The following is a 15,664-nucleotide window of genomic DNA, read 5'->3' as shown; positions in this document are numbered from 1 at the left end:
AAACAACTCACGTATATATTGCAAATATTTAACGCTTTGACCCTCGGATAATAACGCTATTTATGGTAAAACAGTGCGCAAATTCGACAACTGCAAAATTAGAGCATTATGCGAACGATTCAAACGATAAAACAAGCGAGCCTAATTACGGCGATAAAAACACCCTACACCATGAATGGTGAAATTGATCTGAGTATGTATGACAAGTTAGTCGATGCACAGATAGCAGGGGGAGTTGACGGTATTATTGTTGGCGGCACCACAGGTGAAGGCCAACTAATGAACTGGGAAGAACATTTGATGCTGATTGCACACAGTGTTAATAAATTCTCAGACAGACTCATAATTGTCGGTAATACGGGCAGTAACAATACGCGCGAAGCGATTAAGGCAACTGAGTATGGGTTTGCGTCAGGTATGGATGCGGCATTGCAGATCAACCCGTATTATGGCCGAACCTCTATCGAAGGTGTTAAGACCCACTTTGAGAGAGTCTTAGATATCGGCCCCGCGTTTATATACAATGTACCTGGGCGCACTGGCCAAGATTTAACTCCAGATATCATCGAGCCGCTAGCAAAGCATGCAAACTTTATTGGTGTAAAAGAATGTGGTGGTAACGAGCGCATTGCACATTACGAGTCACAAGGCATCGCTTGTTGGTCTGGTAACGATGACGAAGCTCATGACAGTCGTCACCGCTTTCAATCGCATGGTGTTATATCTGTGGCGTCTAATTTAATCCCAGGTTTATTTAGACAGTTGATGGATAAAGAAAATGTAGAGTTGAATCAAAAGCTAACACCGCTTATGCAATGGCTGTTTTGTGAACCTAATCCAATCGCGATCAATACGGCATTGATCATGACGGGTGCCGTTAAACCTGTATTTCGCTTACCATATGTTCCGCTTGATAAAACTCAGCAACAGCAAGGAATAGCGCTTATCAACCAACTTAACGAAGTTGATGTCGTGGGTGGAAAAGCAAAACCAATCGATGAAACATTATTAAAGCTTTGTTAGGTTTGCACAAATAACGTATAATCTGCGGCCCTTAAAGTATTGGCCGCAGGTTTTTACCATGAATTTTAAATCTTTTAGCTTTTCACCTTTGCTGTTACAAGCATTAGACGAACTAAATTTCCACACCCTAACTCCAATACAACAAGCTGCTATCCCTGTTGTACGCAAAGGTCATGATGTGCTGGCTACAGCTCAAACTGGTACTGGTAAAACAGGTGCATTTGCATTACCTATTATTCAAAAGTTATTGGATGATAATGCATGTGAACAACCCCGCGCACTTATTGTTGCGCCAACAAGGGAGCTGGCAGAGCAAATAGCGTCAAACTGCGCATCATTTTGTAAATATACTGATCTTAAAACTGTTGCGTTATTTGGTGGCGTTAGTCCAGAAGGACAAGCACAACTTTTGGCAAAAGGGGCTGATATTGTTGTTGCCACACCTGGACGTTTACTAGATCAGATCCGTTTAGGTAATTTGAGTTTAGCTAAAGTAACGCATCTGGTTTTAGATGAAGCTGACCGAATGTTAGATATGGGCTTTATCACAGATATGCAGCAAGTAATAAGTCTAGTTGATGAAAATAGGCAGTTACTCTTATTCTCTGCGACTTTCCCAAGTGCAATGAAGCAGTTCGCATCGCAGGTGTTGCGTCACCCTAAATATGTACAAGTTACGCCAGAGAACACCACCGCAGAAACAGTACGCCACGTAGTTTATCCAGTAGAGCAAAGCCGAAAAACAGAGTTACTATCAGAGTTAATAGGTAAGAAAAACTGGCAGCAAGTGCTGGTTTTCGTCAACATGAAAGATGTAGCGGATGAGCTGGTGGAAGAGCTAAACCTTGATGGTATTGCAGCTATCGTTTGCCATGGTGACAAAAAACAAGGCGCCCGTCGCAGAGCATTAAGAGAATTTAAAGAAGGCAAATATCGTGTTTTGGTAGCTACAGAAGTAGCTGCGCGAGGTATTGATATTGAAGGCTTACCACGCGTAGTGAACTTTGATTTGCCATATCTAGCTGAAGATTATGTGCATCGTATTGGCCGCACTGGCCGTGCAGGAAATCAAGGCCAGGCTATATCATTTGTATCGCGAGAAGAAGAGCAAGTCTTAGTACATATCGAACAGCTTATTGAGCAGCAAATTAAACGCTACTATCTGCCAGGCTACGAAGTAAGCAACCGAGAGTCGTTGATTAAAAAGCTGACTAAAAAGCCAGCACATCAACGTCGCCAGCCTAGAAGCAATCGCCCAAGTAATCAAGCAAGCGGTGAGGCAAGAGCTAAAAACCGTGCGCGTATTGCAAATGTACGCAAGCAGACCAAGGGTAAAAAGTTAGGCTTGGATAAATAATTTTATCGAAAAAACATTGGGGGTTTGCATATAAGTTTGTTGCAAACCCAATGCTTATTCATTTATTTGCGCCAGCACGAACGCGATAGTTAGCCTGTCTCCCTTCATTGCCATGGTGTTTCCCAAAAATAGCAATCCAAATATAGCCTTGATGGAAAAGCTTGCGGTTGCATATTGTAGTATTGAGCATTTTAAAGTGCTGTTATCAGGCATACGATGACATCATGTTTACTGCAATCTTGAGTTAAAAAAGTAATAGTAAATTAGTAAGCTCCCTGAGCATTATTCGAATATATTTTGGTGGTATGCTATCTGCTGGGTGGAAGTAGCATTTCTCCATTGGTTTGAATTTAAAGCTAGTTTATTATGGGTTTAGCAAACAATAAATAATTGATTGATTTATAGTTAATCTAGGTTGTAAATTAAAATACAATCAGTCGTGCTAAATATCACTCATATACCCACTAAAACTACAGCTCAGGACGTGCTATGAAATTACGTATTTATCAAGTTGATGCTTTCGCCAATGACCTTTTTACTGGCAATCCCGCGGCCGTGGTTCCCCTTGATGCATGGTTAGATGATGCATTGCTGCAAAACATCGCCCAAGAGAATAATTTGTCTGAGACTGCATTTTTTGTCAAAGCTGAGATTGGGTTTGAGCTGCGTTGGTTTACCCCCAAAGATGAAGTGGATTTATGTGGCCATGCAACCCTTGCAACAGCGCACGTGCTCTACGAGCACCTTGGCTATGAGGATGAAAGTATCTCTTTTCAAACCCGCAGCGGCACCTTGGAGGTAACTAAAACTGCGCAAGGATATAGCATGGACTTTCCTGCATCGATATTGGAGGAGATCCCGGCTTCTCTCGCTTTGCTTGGCGGGTTAAAACAATTAGAGCCTGTGCAAGTACTGGCCGCATTTGATTATGTAATCGTATTGCAAAACGAACAGCAAGTGCGAGCGCTCAAACCCGACTTAGATACGTGGCGCAAGCTAGATAGAAGGGGCGTGGTTGTAACAGCTCAAGGTGACAATGTTGATTTTGTAAGTCGCTGTTTTTTTCCAAAGCTCAATGTTGATGAAGACCCAGTAACAGGTTCTGCACACTGTGAACTTGCACCATACTGGGCTAAGAAACTGGGTAAAACGCAACTTTGCGCCACGCAAATATCACAGCGAAGCGGCACGTTATTATGTGAAGTAAAAAATGAACGCGTTATATTAATTGGTTCGGCGGTGGATTACATGCAAGGGGAGATCAGTTATAAAATTGATTCGTAAGAGGCGCTTGACCTGTTGATGTGTTCATCTAGTAGAGTAAGCTCAAAATTTATCTCAGTTATTGCCCCGAGCTCGTTGTATAAGCCTATTAATAAAGGCGTTAAACATGCCTAAAAGTGTTTAACAATAATAGCGAATAACACAACCACCCTTAGCATTACCCAATGCTAAGGGTGGTTAAAAGGGCTAAGTAAAGATTACTTAGTTGCTTTGTATTTTAGGGTTACGTTAGCGTAAGGGAACATGCCTCTTACTCCAAAGTGCCAAGTCCCCGCTTGCGGGTCTTCAATAGAGCAGCTTTCTTCACTGCCCCATAGGTATGGACGACAGTCGTACTTGAAGAAATGTGTTTTCTTGTTATGACGAACGTATAAGTCAGCTTCGCCTTCGCCACTAATGCTTACCTCAAGGTTTTTATACCCCGCTGGTAACTCAATTGAAAAGCGCTGCCACCAAAACCAACCCGCTAGATTAGTAAATTCACCTTCAATGACCTCTTGCTTAGCTTTTGTCTTGAGCTCTATAACAATAGGGTCATGATCTGAAGCGCGGTAGGCATTGTCTGCATAAAGGCTTGTGAGGTGCTTGTCAGATTTGTATTCCATGTTGTAATCAAGAGCAACAGGCTCGTCAGCATTGATATGCCAATCAGTGATATCAACTACTTTTTCCATCATAGATGAACTTGCGAATGCATGATCGAGGCTACCAATACGTCCTTGATAGACATACGAATAATCAGTGGTAGTTTGGTGAAGTTGCTTCTTGATATCTTGATACCCTTCTTCTACGTACGTTCGAATCGGGTCTTCTTGAGAGTAGGCATTCATATCACCTAGGATAATAGTATCAGGATCATCTTGACCTGTAGGAGAGGTTGCTAGCCAGTTCGTTAATGCTTTAACGGCATTAACACGAGTTTGGTTCCAACACCCTTGTCCGTCGTTTTGATCTTGATCTAGGCCTTCTGCTTTTGAACAGCTTCCTTTAGAGCGCAGGTGCGCTACCACTAAGTTAAAAGTTTCATCGCTTTGTAGATCTGTAAAAGCTTGCATCACTGGTGGGCGGTTACCGTAGTCAAATGGTACGGTTTCAGTGAACGCGGCTGTGCCCACTTCTTTAACCTTGTTGCTGCGATAAATAATCGCAGACATGATAGCATCACCACCGACCTTTTCAGTTCCTAAGTTTACAAAGGCATAAGTGTTTTGCGCGTCTTGTGCATTTAGAGCCGCAGTTAGATCGGCCAATGCACTTAACTCGTCAAAGCCATCGTTTTCCATCTCTAAAATACCGAATAAGTCAGCATCTAGCTTAAGCATAGCCGCAACTGTTTTTGCTTTTTGACGTTCGAACTCTTCGCTCTTATCTGCGCCACGCGGGGTCGGATAGCCGCCACCTTGACCGTCACCATTGAAATAGTTCAATACATTGAAACTCACGATGCGCAGGTCGCCGCGCTCGGTCACTTCAGGCGCTTCTGTGCGAGGGTTAGTTGCAATAAAGTTAGGTTGTGCTGTTGGGTGAACTCGATATTGGCCATAACCGTAACCTAATACACCTTTTACACCTGTGACTGTGTCACCTAAACGCAACGTATTGTATGCATCAAGTTCTGGACTTGGGTATGGGATCACATCAGGGTTTTGCGCTGAAGAGCCATCATCTAACAATATTTCTTTTTGCTTATTTTGCGCCTCTACAGCGTTTGCTGCATCACCTGGCAGGGCAATTTGTGTCGACTGATAGAGGCGTTCAGTAGCTAAGCGCACTTCACCGTAGCGTTTTAAGCCATAGGTGTCGTTTACAACTAGGTCGTTGCTTATTTCAACCAACATACCTTCAACAGACTCAAGACCCGCTTCAAGTGGCAATGAAATGGTCGTAGCAGAAACAGAGGCAGAAGTGCCGCATACTTTAACCGCACTGACTGCGCTAATCTGAGTTTGGCCGTACTTTTCTTCAACTTTGCCCGCGACTTTAACACGATCACCGTTGCTCACTTGGGTGTTTTTGAAATATACAAAAATACCTTCAGACGTATTGGGGTCGCTATCTTGATCAGCCAGTTCTTCTTGTAAGAAAAAGCCTTTAAGTTGCTCATCACCTTGGAGAGCTGAAGTAACCACACCTTGTATTTCGACCGTTTGACCTGCAAGTGGGCTAGCACTACCTGACCCTTGTACTTCGCTGATCAAGACGTTGTTAGTGTCACACACTAGCTCTGCTGGCTCTGGTGGTAGTTCGTCAGAGTGCTTGCCGATGTTAGAAAAGTCGTCTTTAGCGTTTGCTATCCACTGAGCTGATGGCAAAAATTCATCACTAGCATTAGTATCACCGACCACAAATTGCCCTTTTCGCACTAAGCTTTTGTCTTTGGTATTGGCTTCGTCATCGGCCCAGCTGTAGCCGGGATCAACACCAATTTGGCCCAGGCTGTCAATGATAGTGCCTGTTTTAAGTAATGCGACTGCATCGTCACCATTGAACCAGCTACCACCGGATAAAAGCTGGGCTTTTGCCGTCAAAGTTTCATTTGCGCTTGAATGCGCAATAACGAATGTAGCTTTGGGCTCAAGGTTGCCTTCAAGTGTAAAAGTACGACCAGCATCAGTATTGCCATTGAAGTAGAAATTAACCGCATAATCGGCCAAATTCAACGTCTGGCCGGAGGTATTGTAAAGCTCTACAGCTTTGTTGTAACTGCTGCCCTCTACATATTCAGAAATAATGAGCTCAGCATGAGCGGGTATGCAAGCCGCTGAGATCAGCGTTGCAAGAATTGTTTTTTTTAACATTTTATTATAGTTCCCGTGTTTAGCACTAATCTAGCTCTTTGGCTAGAATTGGATATTCTACTCTAAAATTATTGCATTTGTGTTTAAAAAATTTTGTTTATGAGCGACTTATGATGAATGAATGTAAACAAAGCTGTAAATAAAAGAGGTTTTAACTTGGGGCGGGCAGTCGTTTAATGATGATTTGGCAACTAAAAGAATAATTAAATTAACATTTTAACCATGTTTGGGTTTTGAATAGAGCATCGATAAGCTGTTATTAAGCCGGCTGTAGTTTTTGCGAGAACGACGGAGCACTTTTGTCTATACTCCGTCACTGTGAACTAACTCAACGCTTAAGCGGTTATCATGGTAATACATACACCGCTTATTATATTTAAATTATAGGTTTGCATGAAATGAGATAGAGGCGACATCTCCGTTGTCTGCATTGATGAAACTGGCTTTGTAATAGTAAGTATCTGATAAGAAGAACGTTGCTCCTAACTCTAAATTTGAGTCATTTGCGCCGATGCCAAATGCCCAGTTCTCAGTCATATAGTAATTAGCCATTATACGAGTAACAGAGCCACGGCTATGTGCATAGTCATCATGGCTTGCATCAATGGTGAAATATTGGCCAGCGTCTAACTTTTTAAAATAGCGCCCTGAAATTGACCAATCATCTGGGCTATCCTGAACTCTAGCGGTAAATCCGAGGTAGTCCGATTCATTGATTTGGTGGTTGTAAGCCGCTTCGACCCAAACGTCATCAGAGCGACCTTCGTTACGCACATTTTTGACAGATACTTTCAGGTTGTCGTTGTACAGATAACCAAAGCCAATACTATGGCTGTCTTCGTCACTTAAGTCGTTTACTTCAGCATTTACAAACCAGTTATTAAAAAATGCTTCACCAGAAACGCCGAAGAAGTTATCTCTATCTGAATCTGTATAGTTTACAGATACTTTGGAGTCCGTATCTAGGTAACCATAATCATCCCAGACCCCAGTGCTTTGTTGTGGTGCAAAGTAATAGGTACTTGCAAAGTTCATTTGGTTGAAGCTTTTATATCCTGAGAGAGCATTATCTCGTTGTTCGTTTGCATACTGAGCACTGTTAAACCATTGCTTCTCAGTGGTGGTATTGGCAAATGCACTTAAAGGCAGCACGAGTGTCATAATCGGTAATAAATAACGCATAATATTCCTTTGTTTATTGGCGTTAGAAAAAACGAGGCGTGTTTGATGCCTCGCTTGCACCGATAAGTTATACAAGTAGCTTACTTAACACAAGCTGAAAAATGTAAAATTTTTCTAAAATAAGCTTTGATATCAAGCTTATAATGCTAAAAATAGTTATCTGTGCTCAAAGTATATACGGTATGTGGCTGACCAAATAGGGTACTCAACATCCATCAAATAGCATACAAAGCGCTCTTCATCTAAGTTTGCATAGTTGAGTAGGTATTTGAGTTTTGCTTGCATTTGCTGGTCTTTATTCAGCAAATTGTGCGGATTTTGCAAGCTAATAATACTTAGCTCGGGAAAGTCAGGTAAGCGTTCTGTCCACATATCACTGACATTGAGTTTGCCTTCTTCTACCTTTTGATTACCGTGGTAGCATCCTACGTTGACATTACTACTTCTATCTATCGCCTTATCAACTAACACTAACAAGGTAAGTCGCTTAGCTGGGTTTTTGATAGAAATACTTGTTGAGCTACATTGATTTTGATGTGTAAGTGGGTTCACTAGCTCATCAGGGTTGTTAAAAATGAAAGTTGCATCAAATGTCGGTGTATTAGCTAAATCATCAAATACAATTCCAGAGTTACTAGGAGAATAACTGCTATAGGCTCGCTCAAGTCCATCGGTTGAAAATTCGCCAGCAATGCCAATGGTGAATTCATCAGCATTTATCTTACTTGAGCTTGATAGCAGTTTTGGCTTTTTAAAGTCACTAGGATGGGGGTGCGTGTAAAATTGCACAAAGGGTGGGGCACCTCGTTGTCTTTTTATACCCTTTTTACTGATCATTGCTATTTCTTGTAAAAAATCAGAGTCTTGGCTTTGTAAGGTCAGTACGTAAGTACTAAAAATATGTTCAATACTAAACCCAAGTAATGACTTTGCTGCGTAAAACAATTGCGCTCGTTTATCTTGCTGATGTGGCAGCTCATCTGTATTTGGTTCATGGATCTGTTTTAATTGCCGTTTTAGATCTGCATGGCTGCTAGCATAAGTTTTGATACTTTCACCAAATAAATGGCAGGCTTGACTAAGTTGCTGGTGGTTCGACTCGCTAATATGAGGCTGCAACTTACAAATAAACTCTTCAAGCGCTTTTATACCGGGTAATTGTAATAATACTTGCTCGCCTGTTGCGGCTTTCTTAGCATTAAAAATGCGTTGGCTGTTTGAGCGGTGATAATCTAAATAGTTAGTTAACCCATTGATAGTACTAGCTGTTACTGGAAGTTCAGCAAAAATTGCATTAAGGTTTTTTTTGAGGCGTTCGCCTAGTCTAGTTAGTTCACTGGCGGATTGCTGATTAAGTCCCATGATATCAAGCCCTTATTTTTTTCTAGAGTTAGATTACATGGGACTTAGTGGTTTTTAAAGTCCGGTTGAGAAATAAAAACCTAGGTTTATTGGCAAGTACCTACTCGCGTCCAAGGGCCCCATGGACCTGAGCTTTGAGGGTTTTCACCCTGCACCCACCAGTTAGCGCGATAAACAATGCCTTCTACGTGTGCAAGTTCACCTTGTTGGTAGACTTTCGATGCTGACCAACCATCTACACCATTACAGTTACCAGTATCACCACCTGACACTGTAACTGATTTAGTTACCGTTGCTGTTTGGTTATTGTTGTCTGTGATAGACAGAGTGACTTGGTAGCTACCTGCTTGGGCATAAGTGTGGTTTGGCGAAAACGCGTTGCTGCGGTTGCCATCACCGAAGTTCCAAAGTACTGAGCTGATGTTACCTGCACTACTGTTATCAAAGCTTACGCTTAAGCCGTTAGCTGTTGCGCTAAAGTCGGCAACCGGTACAGTTGTATCACCACATTTATTGCCTTTTTGCCATACACTAGGGTAAAGGTCTGGTTGTGCGCCTTGTGACCACCAAATCGCAGTATATTCATACCCGTTAAAGCTTACTTTGTCGTTCAGTGCGTAAGACTTACTAGCGCTCCAGCTTTCTACACCTGAGCAACTACCGTTATCATCGCCAGTTGATACTTTTACTTGCTTTGATGTTGTACCTGTTTGGCCTTTAGTATCTGTTACAGTAAGCTGAACGTTGTAAGTACCTGCTTCACTAAACTGGTATGTTGGGCTAGCTTGTGATGAAGTGCCGCCTTGGCGGTCACCAAAGTTCCAGCTGTGGCTTACTACGCCCTTGTCATCGCGTGAACGATCGGTAAATGTGACGGATAGTTGATTAACTGTCACGTCAAAGTCAGCAACTGGCGCACTATCATCAGGAACTGTATTGCCAATGCCTGTTTTTGCTTTGATCCAATCTAAGTAGCTCGTTGTTCTAGTAAAAGCTGATGCTCCTCGACAACCTATACCCCAGCTTACCGTACCGATACTATAAAATTCATTACCTACACGTACAGCATAAGGGCCGCCACTGTCACCATTACATGCAGAACGACCGCCTTGACCGCCACCGCAGATCACAGAGCTTGGGATGTTGTAGTTTAGCTGACTGCTACAGCTTGAGTTACTGATTACAGGAAGGTCTACTTCTCGAAGTACATCACTCCCGCGACCGCCATTTGATGTACGACCCCATCCTGAAACTGTTACATAATCACCAACGCTTGCGTATTGTTGTTCTATTGCTGCTGTTGGGAGTTTCGCAGGGGTATACTGGCTGCTAGCTGGAGAGGCTAAGCGTAACACCGCAATATCGTAACCTGAACGGATACTTTGCGCGCCACGCCATTGCTCATGATTGATAATCTGAGATACACGTAGTGTTTGACCATCATTGCGGCTAATTGAATGTGCGCCGACACGCACGGTTAAACTGCTCGTAGAGGCATTATCAACACAGTGAGCTGCAGTGAGCACCCAATCTTGGCTGATCAGAGTACCACCACACCCTTGTTGTCCGTTCATTAGTAATGCAACTTGATATGGTCTTGAATATTCGTCGGTTACTACGCCACCAACAATGTTTATGTCGACATCAGGTTGGGTTGCAGGTTGTGCCATTAAAAGAGGAGAAGCTAATGTGCTTAATACTGCTAATGTGATAGTTGTCATTTTGTTCTTGTACATGTTGTATCCTTGTTGTTACTCGCGAATGAGTAATCTAGGAATAATCTGAGATATGATTTGGATCAATAGCTAGTTTAAACTCTGTTCGAGGTATGACCAGTTTGAGGGAGGGGGCTTTTGAATAAATATCACACAAAATCAATGATTTGGTTGTATTGATTAGTTTACAAACTCCATGTAAATGGATGTAAATGAAATGGTGTTTTTGTGTTTTTTATTATTTTTTGCTTCTTTTTAGAAACAAAAATTCAAGAATGAATCATTTGTTTTAAAGTATGGAGGAAAAGTATTACGAATTTATTTAGCAACCTGAGTAAATTTACAGGTGCTCTTGATTTTTGTTGAAGTCACTAGTTTATAAGTGCTTAAGATGAAACCTCTCTACACAGCCTAATCTATATATTTCTTTAATTTTATTAACTTAAACGTATGCATTCACACACATGTACGCACTCGCAATTTTATACCATTAGTAAAATGATTAAATTGAGTACGATATTTTTCTGACTAAACTCTTGAACTATATCAATAGTGTTCTAACGTTAATATTTACCAAAAGTTAACATTGTAAAGGTATTAATCTATGAAACGTTACATATTTTCACTCATTATTGGTATTTCCTCTTTGTGTTGCACCGCCGCCCAAAGCAGTGAAGAGCTTAAGTATCCGGTGGTGTTAGTTCACGGCTTATTTGGTTTTGATAATTTACTAGGAGTCGACTATTTCTATCGTGTCCCTTCTGTTATTCAGCAAGAGGGCGGTGATGTGTACGTAGCTGAAGTATCTTCAGCGCATAACTCAGAACTACGAGGTGAGCAATTACTCGAACAAGTCGCACTTGTGCGTGCAATAACAGGGAAGGCTAAGGTTAATCTTATTGGACATAGCCAAGGCGCGCAAACGATCCGTTATGTGGCATCAGTTAAGCCTCAATGGGTCGCGTCAGTGACGAGTATAGGAGGTGTTAACTGGGGAAGTCGTTTTGCAGATGTTGTCAGAGGGAGTGTTGATACCGGGTCATTTTCAGAACAGTTTTTAGCGTCTTTGGCAAATGGCTTGGCTGGACTGATAGATTTGTTATCGGGTAAACCGAGTGCGCCCAAAGATGCTTTAGAAGCACTATCAGCACTAACTACGGAAGGTTCAGTGGCGTTTAATCAAAGCTTTCCTGAAGGAATACCAAGCACATATTGTGGGCACTCTGCAGCCTTAGCAGACAATGGTGTTTATTACTTTTCTTGGAGTGGCTCAAAAGCCTGGACGAATGTGTTTGATCCAGCTGATAACGCATTGGCATTATTTTCTCAAGTATTTACAGAGCCAAATGATGGACTTGTATCCGCTTGTTCGAGCCACTTAGGTCAGGTCATAGGGACCAATTTTAAAATGAATCACCTTGACCAAGTCAATCAGACTATTGGCATCCACCATTTGTTCGAGACGGATCCGCTTACACTATACCGCCAACATATTCGTCGACTAAAGGGTCTTAATCTATGAGCAAGTGGAGCTTGACGATTGCTATATCAATGATCACTGCGTTAAGTCTCGCTGCGTTGCTCGGGGGGGTCCTAAGCACTGCTGAAGAAGAAGTGACGCAACACGTTGAGCCGATGCTATCAGATGCATCGCCTGATGAAGCAAACAATCAGGCTCCACTGTTTTTTGAAACCAGCAAAAGCAGCCAACAAGGTTGCCAGAGCATAACAGCAAAAGACAGGCATAAAATAGATGATTGGCTACTTGCACTGCAAAAAGAAGAGTTACAAACACAGTGGCAACATCATATTGATAAGCTGGATGTGTGCTTACAAGCGCATGCTACAGCCTATCTAAATTATAAAAGCGCACTTGCAGAAGTCGATGAAAATCTTAATATATTTGAACGCCATGAGCTATTAATGGCTTTGCAGCGTCAGTATTTTTCAGTGCAGTTAATAGAGCGCTGGTTTGCGGATGAAAATCGTTGGAACGAACACGCTTTAGAGCGTTGGCAAATTTTGGCTGATAAGAGAAGCAGCAGCGAGCAAAAAGAGCGCTTAATTGCACAGCACATAAGCCAACTATCAGATACTGAGCGGCAACTTATTCACTCCAGCACCCAGATAACCACACTCTCCAAAAATCTGCCAGATAAAACTCCTAACGAGTTGATAGCGCAGTATGGTGAAGCAGCCGCTCAACGGCTCGTTGAATTAAATGCGAAGCAAACCCAATGGCGTGAAAAGTTGTTAAAGTTTGAGCAACAGCGCTTAGAAATTATGGCAAGTGACAATACCCAAAGTGAGCAACTGCAACAAATAGAAAGGCTAAAGCAAACAATGTTTAACAGCGCAGAACAAAAGCGGCTGCCACATGCATTTGCATTAATACAAAGTAAGCACGAACGAAATTAACGGATATATGCACCAAACTCTAGGAGCTCATAGGTACTTTACTTGAAGAGTAGGTTAAGCCGAAGGCGCCAACCAACTGGAGCAACGCGGTAAGTTGGGTTGTTTTTGTCGGATGGCGTCGCTGCGCGCCTTATGCCGACCTACGTAAAGGGTAGGTTGGTTAAGCCGAAGGCGCCACCCAACAGAGTTTTAAATTAACGCCTTAAGGGTCCACTTTTGGCACATATCCGACAGTCAGATTTTGTGAAATCCTATTGATAGGATCTGCAGACACGTTAAGGCCTATTCAAATAAACTCTAATATAAGCCGTAAACATTGCGCTCAATCAAACCTTTTAATATTTTTTTAATTTAAAGTTAATTTTTAACCAGTGGTTAACCTTTTTATTGTTAGGATGATACTCATTACTTTAAGTTAGAAATGACTATGGAAGATAAAACCGTTAAATTCGACAGCACAGCTAGAACATTACACTGGATCTCGGCGGTAGTGATAGTTTGGGCGATGTTGTCGGGTTTATACGTTAGTTTGTTATCTGCTCTTCATTTGGATCAAGCACATTCGATGCAAGTAATTAAACGCTTTATTACGGATTTCAATGTATCTCTTACAGCGCTATATATACCTTTGTTTGTAATGCGGGTTTTACATGTGCTACGAACCAAAAAGCCTCACTATGGTGACATGTTGTCACCAGCGCAAATCAAGATGGCGAACGCTGCCCACATATGCATGTATATTTTGATAGCAACCCTGTTGTGCTCTGGCATGTTGATGATGAACAGACCATTTGGTATTTTTGGGTTGTTTACAATGATGCCGATTATTACAGATCCTCAATGGTTGAATGTCTATTCTGACATTCATCAATACAGTAGTTATGTGCTGCTGGTGTTTATCATTTTACATCTAGGTGCGCTGTTAAAACACCAGCGTTCGGGCAATCGAATATTACAAAGAATGCTTTAATTTCGTTAAGAATGCGAGGGCTCAGCAGCTCGGTAGTGTTTGCCTTTTTCAACTCCACATTCATGCGCAATAGTATTATTGAATGTGATTGGGATAGTTTGGCCACACGGTAATTTATTGTAGTTTGGCGGTAAATTTGGGCCACACTGCTGCACATCAAAGTGTAAATGTGGACCACCACTTTGGCCTGTATTACCACTTAAGCCGATCACTTGCCCTGCTTCAATGGTGTCTCCTTCTGAGACGAGAGCCCCTTGGTGTGTGAGGTGAAAGTAACGAGCAATGGTGCCATCATTATGGCGTATAAAAATGTAATTCTCTTTGAGATCTTCGCCATTATAGTCTTCAAAAGACTCCTGTACTGCGACAACCTCGCCGCTGCGTGAAGCTACTACTTTTGTGCCAATTGGCATATTAAAATCAATCGCATACAAGCCGACGCCTTTGTTTGATTTTCTATAATGTCCGGTCGACACTTCTACCTTGTACGACTCTCCAGGCTGGTAAGGGAGAATATATAGTGAGTTTTGTTGATTGCTGTATGCTGAGCAGTCAACAGGGGGCTTTGAGCACGCAGCAGGTAAAGCTGTGATGATTAGTGCCAGTTTTAATAGTTGATATTTCATGGTAAACAGTCCTGTGTTTTTTGTTATTTTAAGACTTTGACGCTGCAAGCTAGCAAAGGGTTTAAACGCTTGTTAAATAAAACAGGCCTAAGTTTGCTTTGCTCGATACTGAAATACCTCCTCTAAAGGTAAGTTAAACACCGCTGCTATTTTAAAAGCGACCTCTAAAGACGGGGAATATTTATTTGCTTCTATGGCCATAACTGTTTGGCGTGTTACGCCGATTATATCGGCCAGTTGTTTTTGGGTCATTTCATTGTTTAAAAATCTTAAGGTGCGAATTGAGTTAGTGATCTCAAAAGTGTCTTTTGCATTACTCATAGATCTGGCCCGTTCTGCCTTTGTATAACTGTGCTGCATAGTTCGCTATCTCGGCGAGTAAAAACGCGCCGACCATTACATGCATAGGTAAATATGGAATGTTGTACTCTATGGCTGGTCCCCAGCCATTAGCTTCTGCTTGGTACTGGAAAATCGCAACGCAAATTCCAGCTTGTAAAATATGGGCTTTGGATTTATAGCCAACCAAATTAATTTGCTTTTCTCGAACGTCTAATGGTTGTTTAAGCTCATCGTCACTAATGAATGCCAACAAGAGGTAGCTCGAAACCATGAGGATAACAGAATACGTGAGAACTTCTAATAATAACCCCGATAACCAAGATACCGATGCTAATTGTTCTGCTGTAGCATTTATCAAGCTAATTATATAGATATACGAGATATAAACACTGACCAGTAAGTCAATCGTTAGTGTTAGCTCTCTAAAGCTAATACTTTGTAGAAATTCTTTTAACTGTGCTTTGCGAGTCATTTTTTTTAACCTAAAGTAAAATATTTTTGACATTAACTATCGTAAGATGGTTTTTTGAGCGTGTCAAAGATTTTTTACTTAAGGTTTGCTTTATTTAACTTTGGCTATCTATTCG

The 15,664-nt window shown here is 41.7% G+C and carries 13 protein-coding genes; 6 read left to right on the top strand and 7 right to left on the bottom strand.

Annotated elements, in window-relative coordinates; translation table 11 throughout:
* Positions 1-108 precede the first annotated feature (108 nt).
* The 3 genes from dapA (at position 109) to GDK41_RS17310 (ending at position 3,664) form a co-directional block, all read left to right on the top strand.
* Positions 109-1,023 (top strand): 4-hydroxy-tetrahydrodipicolinate synthase, encoded by a 915-nt coding sequence (gene dapA, locus GDK41_RS17320; protein ID WP_152087735.1) that lies wholly within the window; start codon positions 109-111, stop codon positions 1,021-1,023.
* A 58-nt stretch (positions 1,024-1,081) separates the two neighbouring features.
* Positions 1,082-2,380, top strand: coding sequence for a DEAD/DEAH box helicase (locus GDK41_RS17315; protein ID WP_152087734.1), 1,299 nt, complete (start codon positions 1,082-1,084; stop codon positions 2,378-2,380).
* Between the two features lie 489 nt (positions 2,381-2,869).
* Complete coding sequence (locus GDK41_RS17310) at positions 2,870-3,664, top strand: PhzF family phenazine biosynthesis protein (RefSeq protein ID WP_152087733.1); 795 nt, start codon at positions 2,870-2,872, stop codon at positions 3,662-3,664.
* A 197-nt stretch (positions 3,665-3,861) separates the two neighbouring features.
* Here the strand turns inward: GDK41_RS17310 and GDK41_RS17305 are convergent, their stop codons facing one another.
* From GDK41_RS17305 to GDK41_RS17290, 4 genes are all read right to left on the bottom strand, one after another.
* Positions 3,862-6,462: an ExeM/NucH family extracellular endonuclease gene (locus GDK41_RS17305; protein WP_152087732.1), complete on the bottom strand. Its 2,601-nt coding sequence runs from the start codon at positions 6,460-6,462 to the stop codon at positions 3,862-3,864.
* A 381-nt stretch (positions 6,463-6,843) separates the two neighbouring features.
* A complete protein-coding gene (locus tag GDK41_RS17300; protein WP_152087731.1) occupies positions 6,844-7,644 on the bottom strand; it encodes a putative porin in 801 nt (266 codons plus the stop codon).
* A 156-nt stretch (positions 7,645-7,800) separates the two neighbouring features.
* A complete protein-coding gene (locus GDK41_RS17295; RefSeq protein WP_152087730.1) occupies positions 7,801-9,006 on the bottom strand; it encodes a hypothetical protein in 1,206 nt (401 codons plus the stop codon).
* A gap of 86 nt (positions 9,007-9,092) precedes the next feature.
* A complete protein-coding gene (locus tag GDK41_RS17290) occupies positions 9,093-10,742 on the bottom strand; it encodes a trypsin-like serine protease (protein WP_152087729.1) in 1,650 nt (549 codons plus the stop codon).
* A 583-nt stretch (positions 10,743-11,325) separates the two neighbouring features.
* Here GDK41_RS17290 and GDK41_RS17285 point away from each other — a divergent pair.
* From GDK41_RS17285 to GDK41_RS17275, 3 genes are all read left to right on the top strand, one after another.
* Positions 11,326-12,243, top strand: a complete 918-nt coding sequence (locus GDK41_RS17285; protein WP_152087728.1) for an esterase/lipase family protein — start codon at positions 11,326-11,328, stop codon at positions 12,241-12,243.
* Positions 12,240-13,139: a lipase secretion chaperone gene (locus tag GDK41_RS17280; RefSeq protein WP_152087727.1), complete on the top strand. Its 900-nt coding sequence runs from the start codon at positions 12,240-12,242 to the stop codon at positions 13,137-13,139. The genes GDK41_RS17285 and GDK41_RS17280 overlap by 4 nt, the downstream gene beginning before the upstream one ends.
* Before the next feature lie 427 nt (positions 13,140-13,566).
* Positions 13,567-14,109 carry a cytochrome b gene (locus GDK41_RS17275; protein ID WP_172971667.1) on the top strand — a complete coding sequence of 181 codons (543 nt, stop codon included), beginning with the start codon at positions 13,567-13,569 and terminating at the stop codon, positions 14,107-14,109.
* Positions 14,110-14,114: 5 nt separating this feature from the next.
* On the opposite strand, the gene GDK41_RS17270 is transcribed toward GDK41_RS17275, so the two are convergent.
* The 3 genes from GDK41_RS17270 to GDK41_RS17260 form a co-directional block, all read right to left on the bottom strand.
* Positions 14,115-14,735, bottom strand: coding sequence for a M23 family metallopeptidase (locus tag GDK41_RS17270; RefSeq protein WP_152087725.1), 621 nt, complete (start codon positions 14,733-14,735; stop codon positions 14,115-14,117).
* 87 nt (positions 14,736-14,822) lie between these two features.
* Positions 14,823-15,056: a helix-turn-helix transcriptional regulator gene (locus GDK41_RS17265; RefSeq protein WP_152087724.1), complete on the bottom strand. Its 234-nt coding sequence runs from the start codon at positions 15,054-15,056 to the stop codon at positions 14,823-14,825.
* The gene (locus tag GDK41_RS17260; RefSeq protein WP_152087723.1) at positions 15,049-15,549 is read right to left on the bottom strand and encodes a hypothetical protein; all 501 of its coding nucleotides are present in this window, start codon (positions 15,547-15,549) and stop codon (positions 15,049-15,051) included. The genes GDK41_RS17265 and GDK41_RS17260 overlap by 8 nt, the downstream gene beginning before the upstream one ends.
* Between the last annotated feature and the right edge of the window lie 115 nt (positions 15,550-15,664).

Origin of the sequence: Pseudoalteromonas sp. A25 (assembly GCF_009176705.1) — a bacterium.
Taxonomy (GTDB): Bacteria; Pseudomonadota; Gammaproteobacteria; order Enterobacterales; family Alteromonadaceae; genus Pseudoalteromonas.
This window is presented reverse-complemented; position numbering and strand designations above follow the sequence as displayed.

Coding starts and splice junctions, on each gene's coding strand:
- GDK41_RS17285 (WP_152087728.1), top strand. CDS start 11,326: ATGAAACGTTACATATTTTCACTCATTATTGGTATTTCCTCTTTGTGT.
- GDK41_RS17300 (WP_152087731.1), bottom strand. CDS start 7,644: ATGCGTTATTTATTACCGATTATGACACTCGTGCTGCCTTTAAGTGCA.
- GDK41_RS17275 (WP_172971667.1), top strand. CDS start 13,567: ATGGAAGATAAAACCGTTAAATTCGACAGCACAGCTAGAACATTACAC.
- GDK41_RS17295 (WP_152087730.1), bottom strand. CDS start 9,006: ATGGGACTTAATCAGCAATCCGCCAGTGAACTAACTAGACTAGGCGAA.
- GDK41_RS17270 (WP_152087725.1), bottom strand. CDS start 14,735: ATGAAATATCAACTATTAAAACTGGCACTAATCATCACAGCTTTACCT.
- GDK41_RS17260 (WP_152087723.1), bottom strand. CDS start 15,549: ATGACTCGCAAAGCACAGTTAAAAGAATTTCTACAAAGTATTAGCTTT.
- GDK41_RS17310 (WP_152087733.1), top strand. CDS start 2,870: ATGAAATTACGTATTTATCAAGTTGATGCTTTCGCCAATGACCTTTTT.
- dapA (WP_152087735.1), top strand. CDS start 109: ATGCGAACGATTCAAACGATAAAACAAGCGAGCCTAATTACGGCGATA.
- GDK41_RS17280 (WP_152087727.1), top strand. CDS start 12,240: ATGAGCAAGTGGAGCTTGACGATTGCTATATCAATGATCACTGCGTTA.
- GDK41_RS17305 (WP_152087732.1), bottom strand. CDS start 6,462: ATGTTAAAAAAAACAATTCTTGCAACGCTGATCTCAGCGGCTTGCATA.
- GDK41_RS17265 (WP_152087724.1), bottom strand. CDS start 15,056: ATGAGTAATGCAAAAGACACTTTTGAGATCACTAACTCAATTCGCACC.
- GDK41_RS17290 (WP_152087729.1), bottom strand. CDS start 10,742: ATGTACAAGAACAAAATGACAACTATCACATTAGCAGTATTAAGCACA.
- GDK41_RS17315 (WP_152087734.1), top strand. CDS start 1,082: ATGAATTTTAAATCTTTTAGCTTTTCACCTTTGCTGTTACAAGCATTA.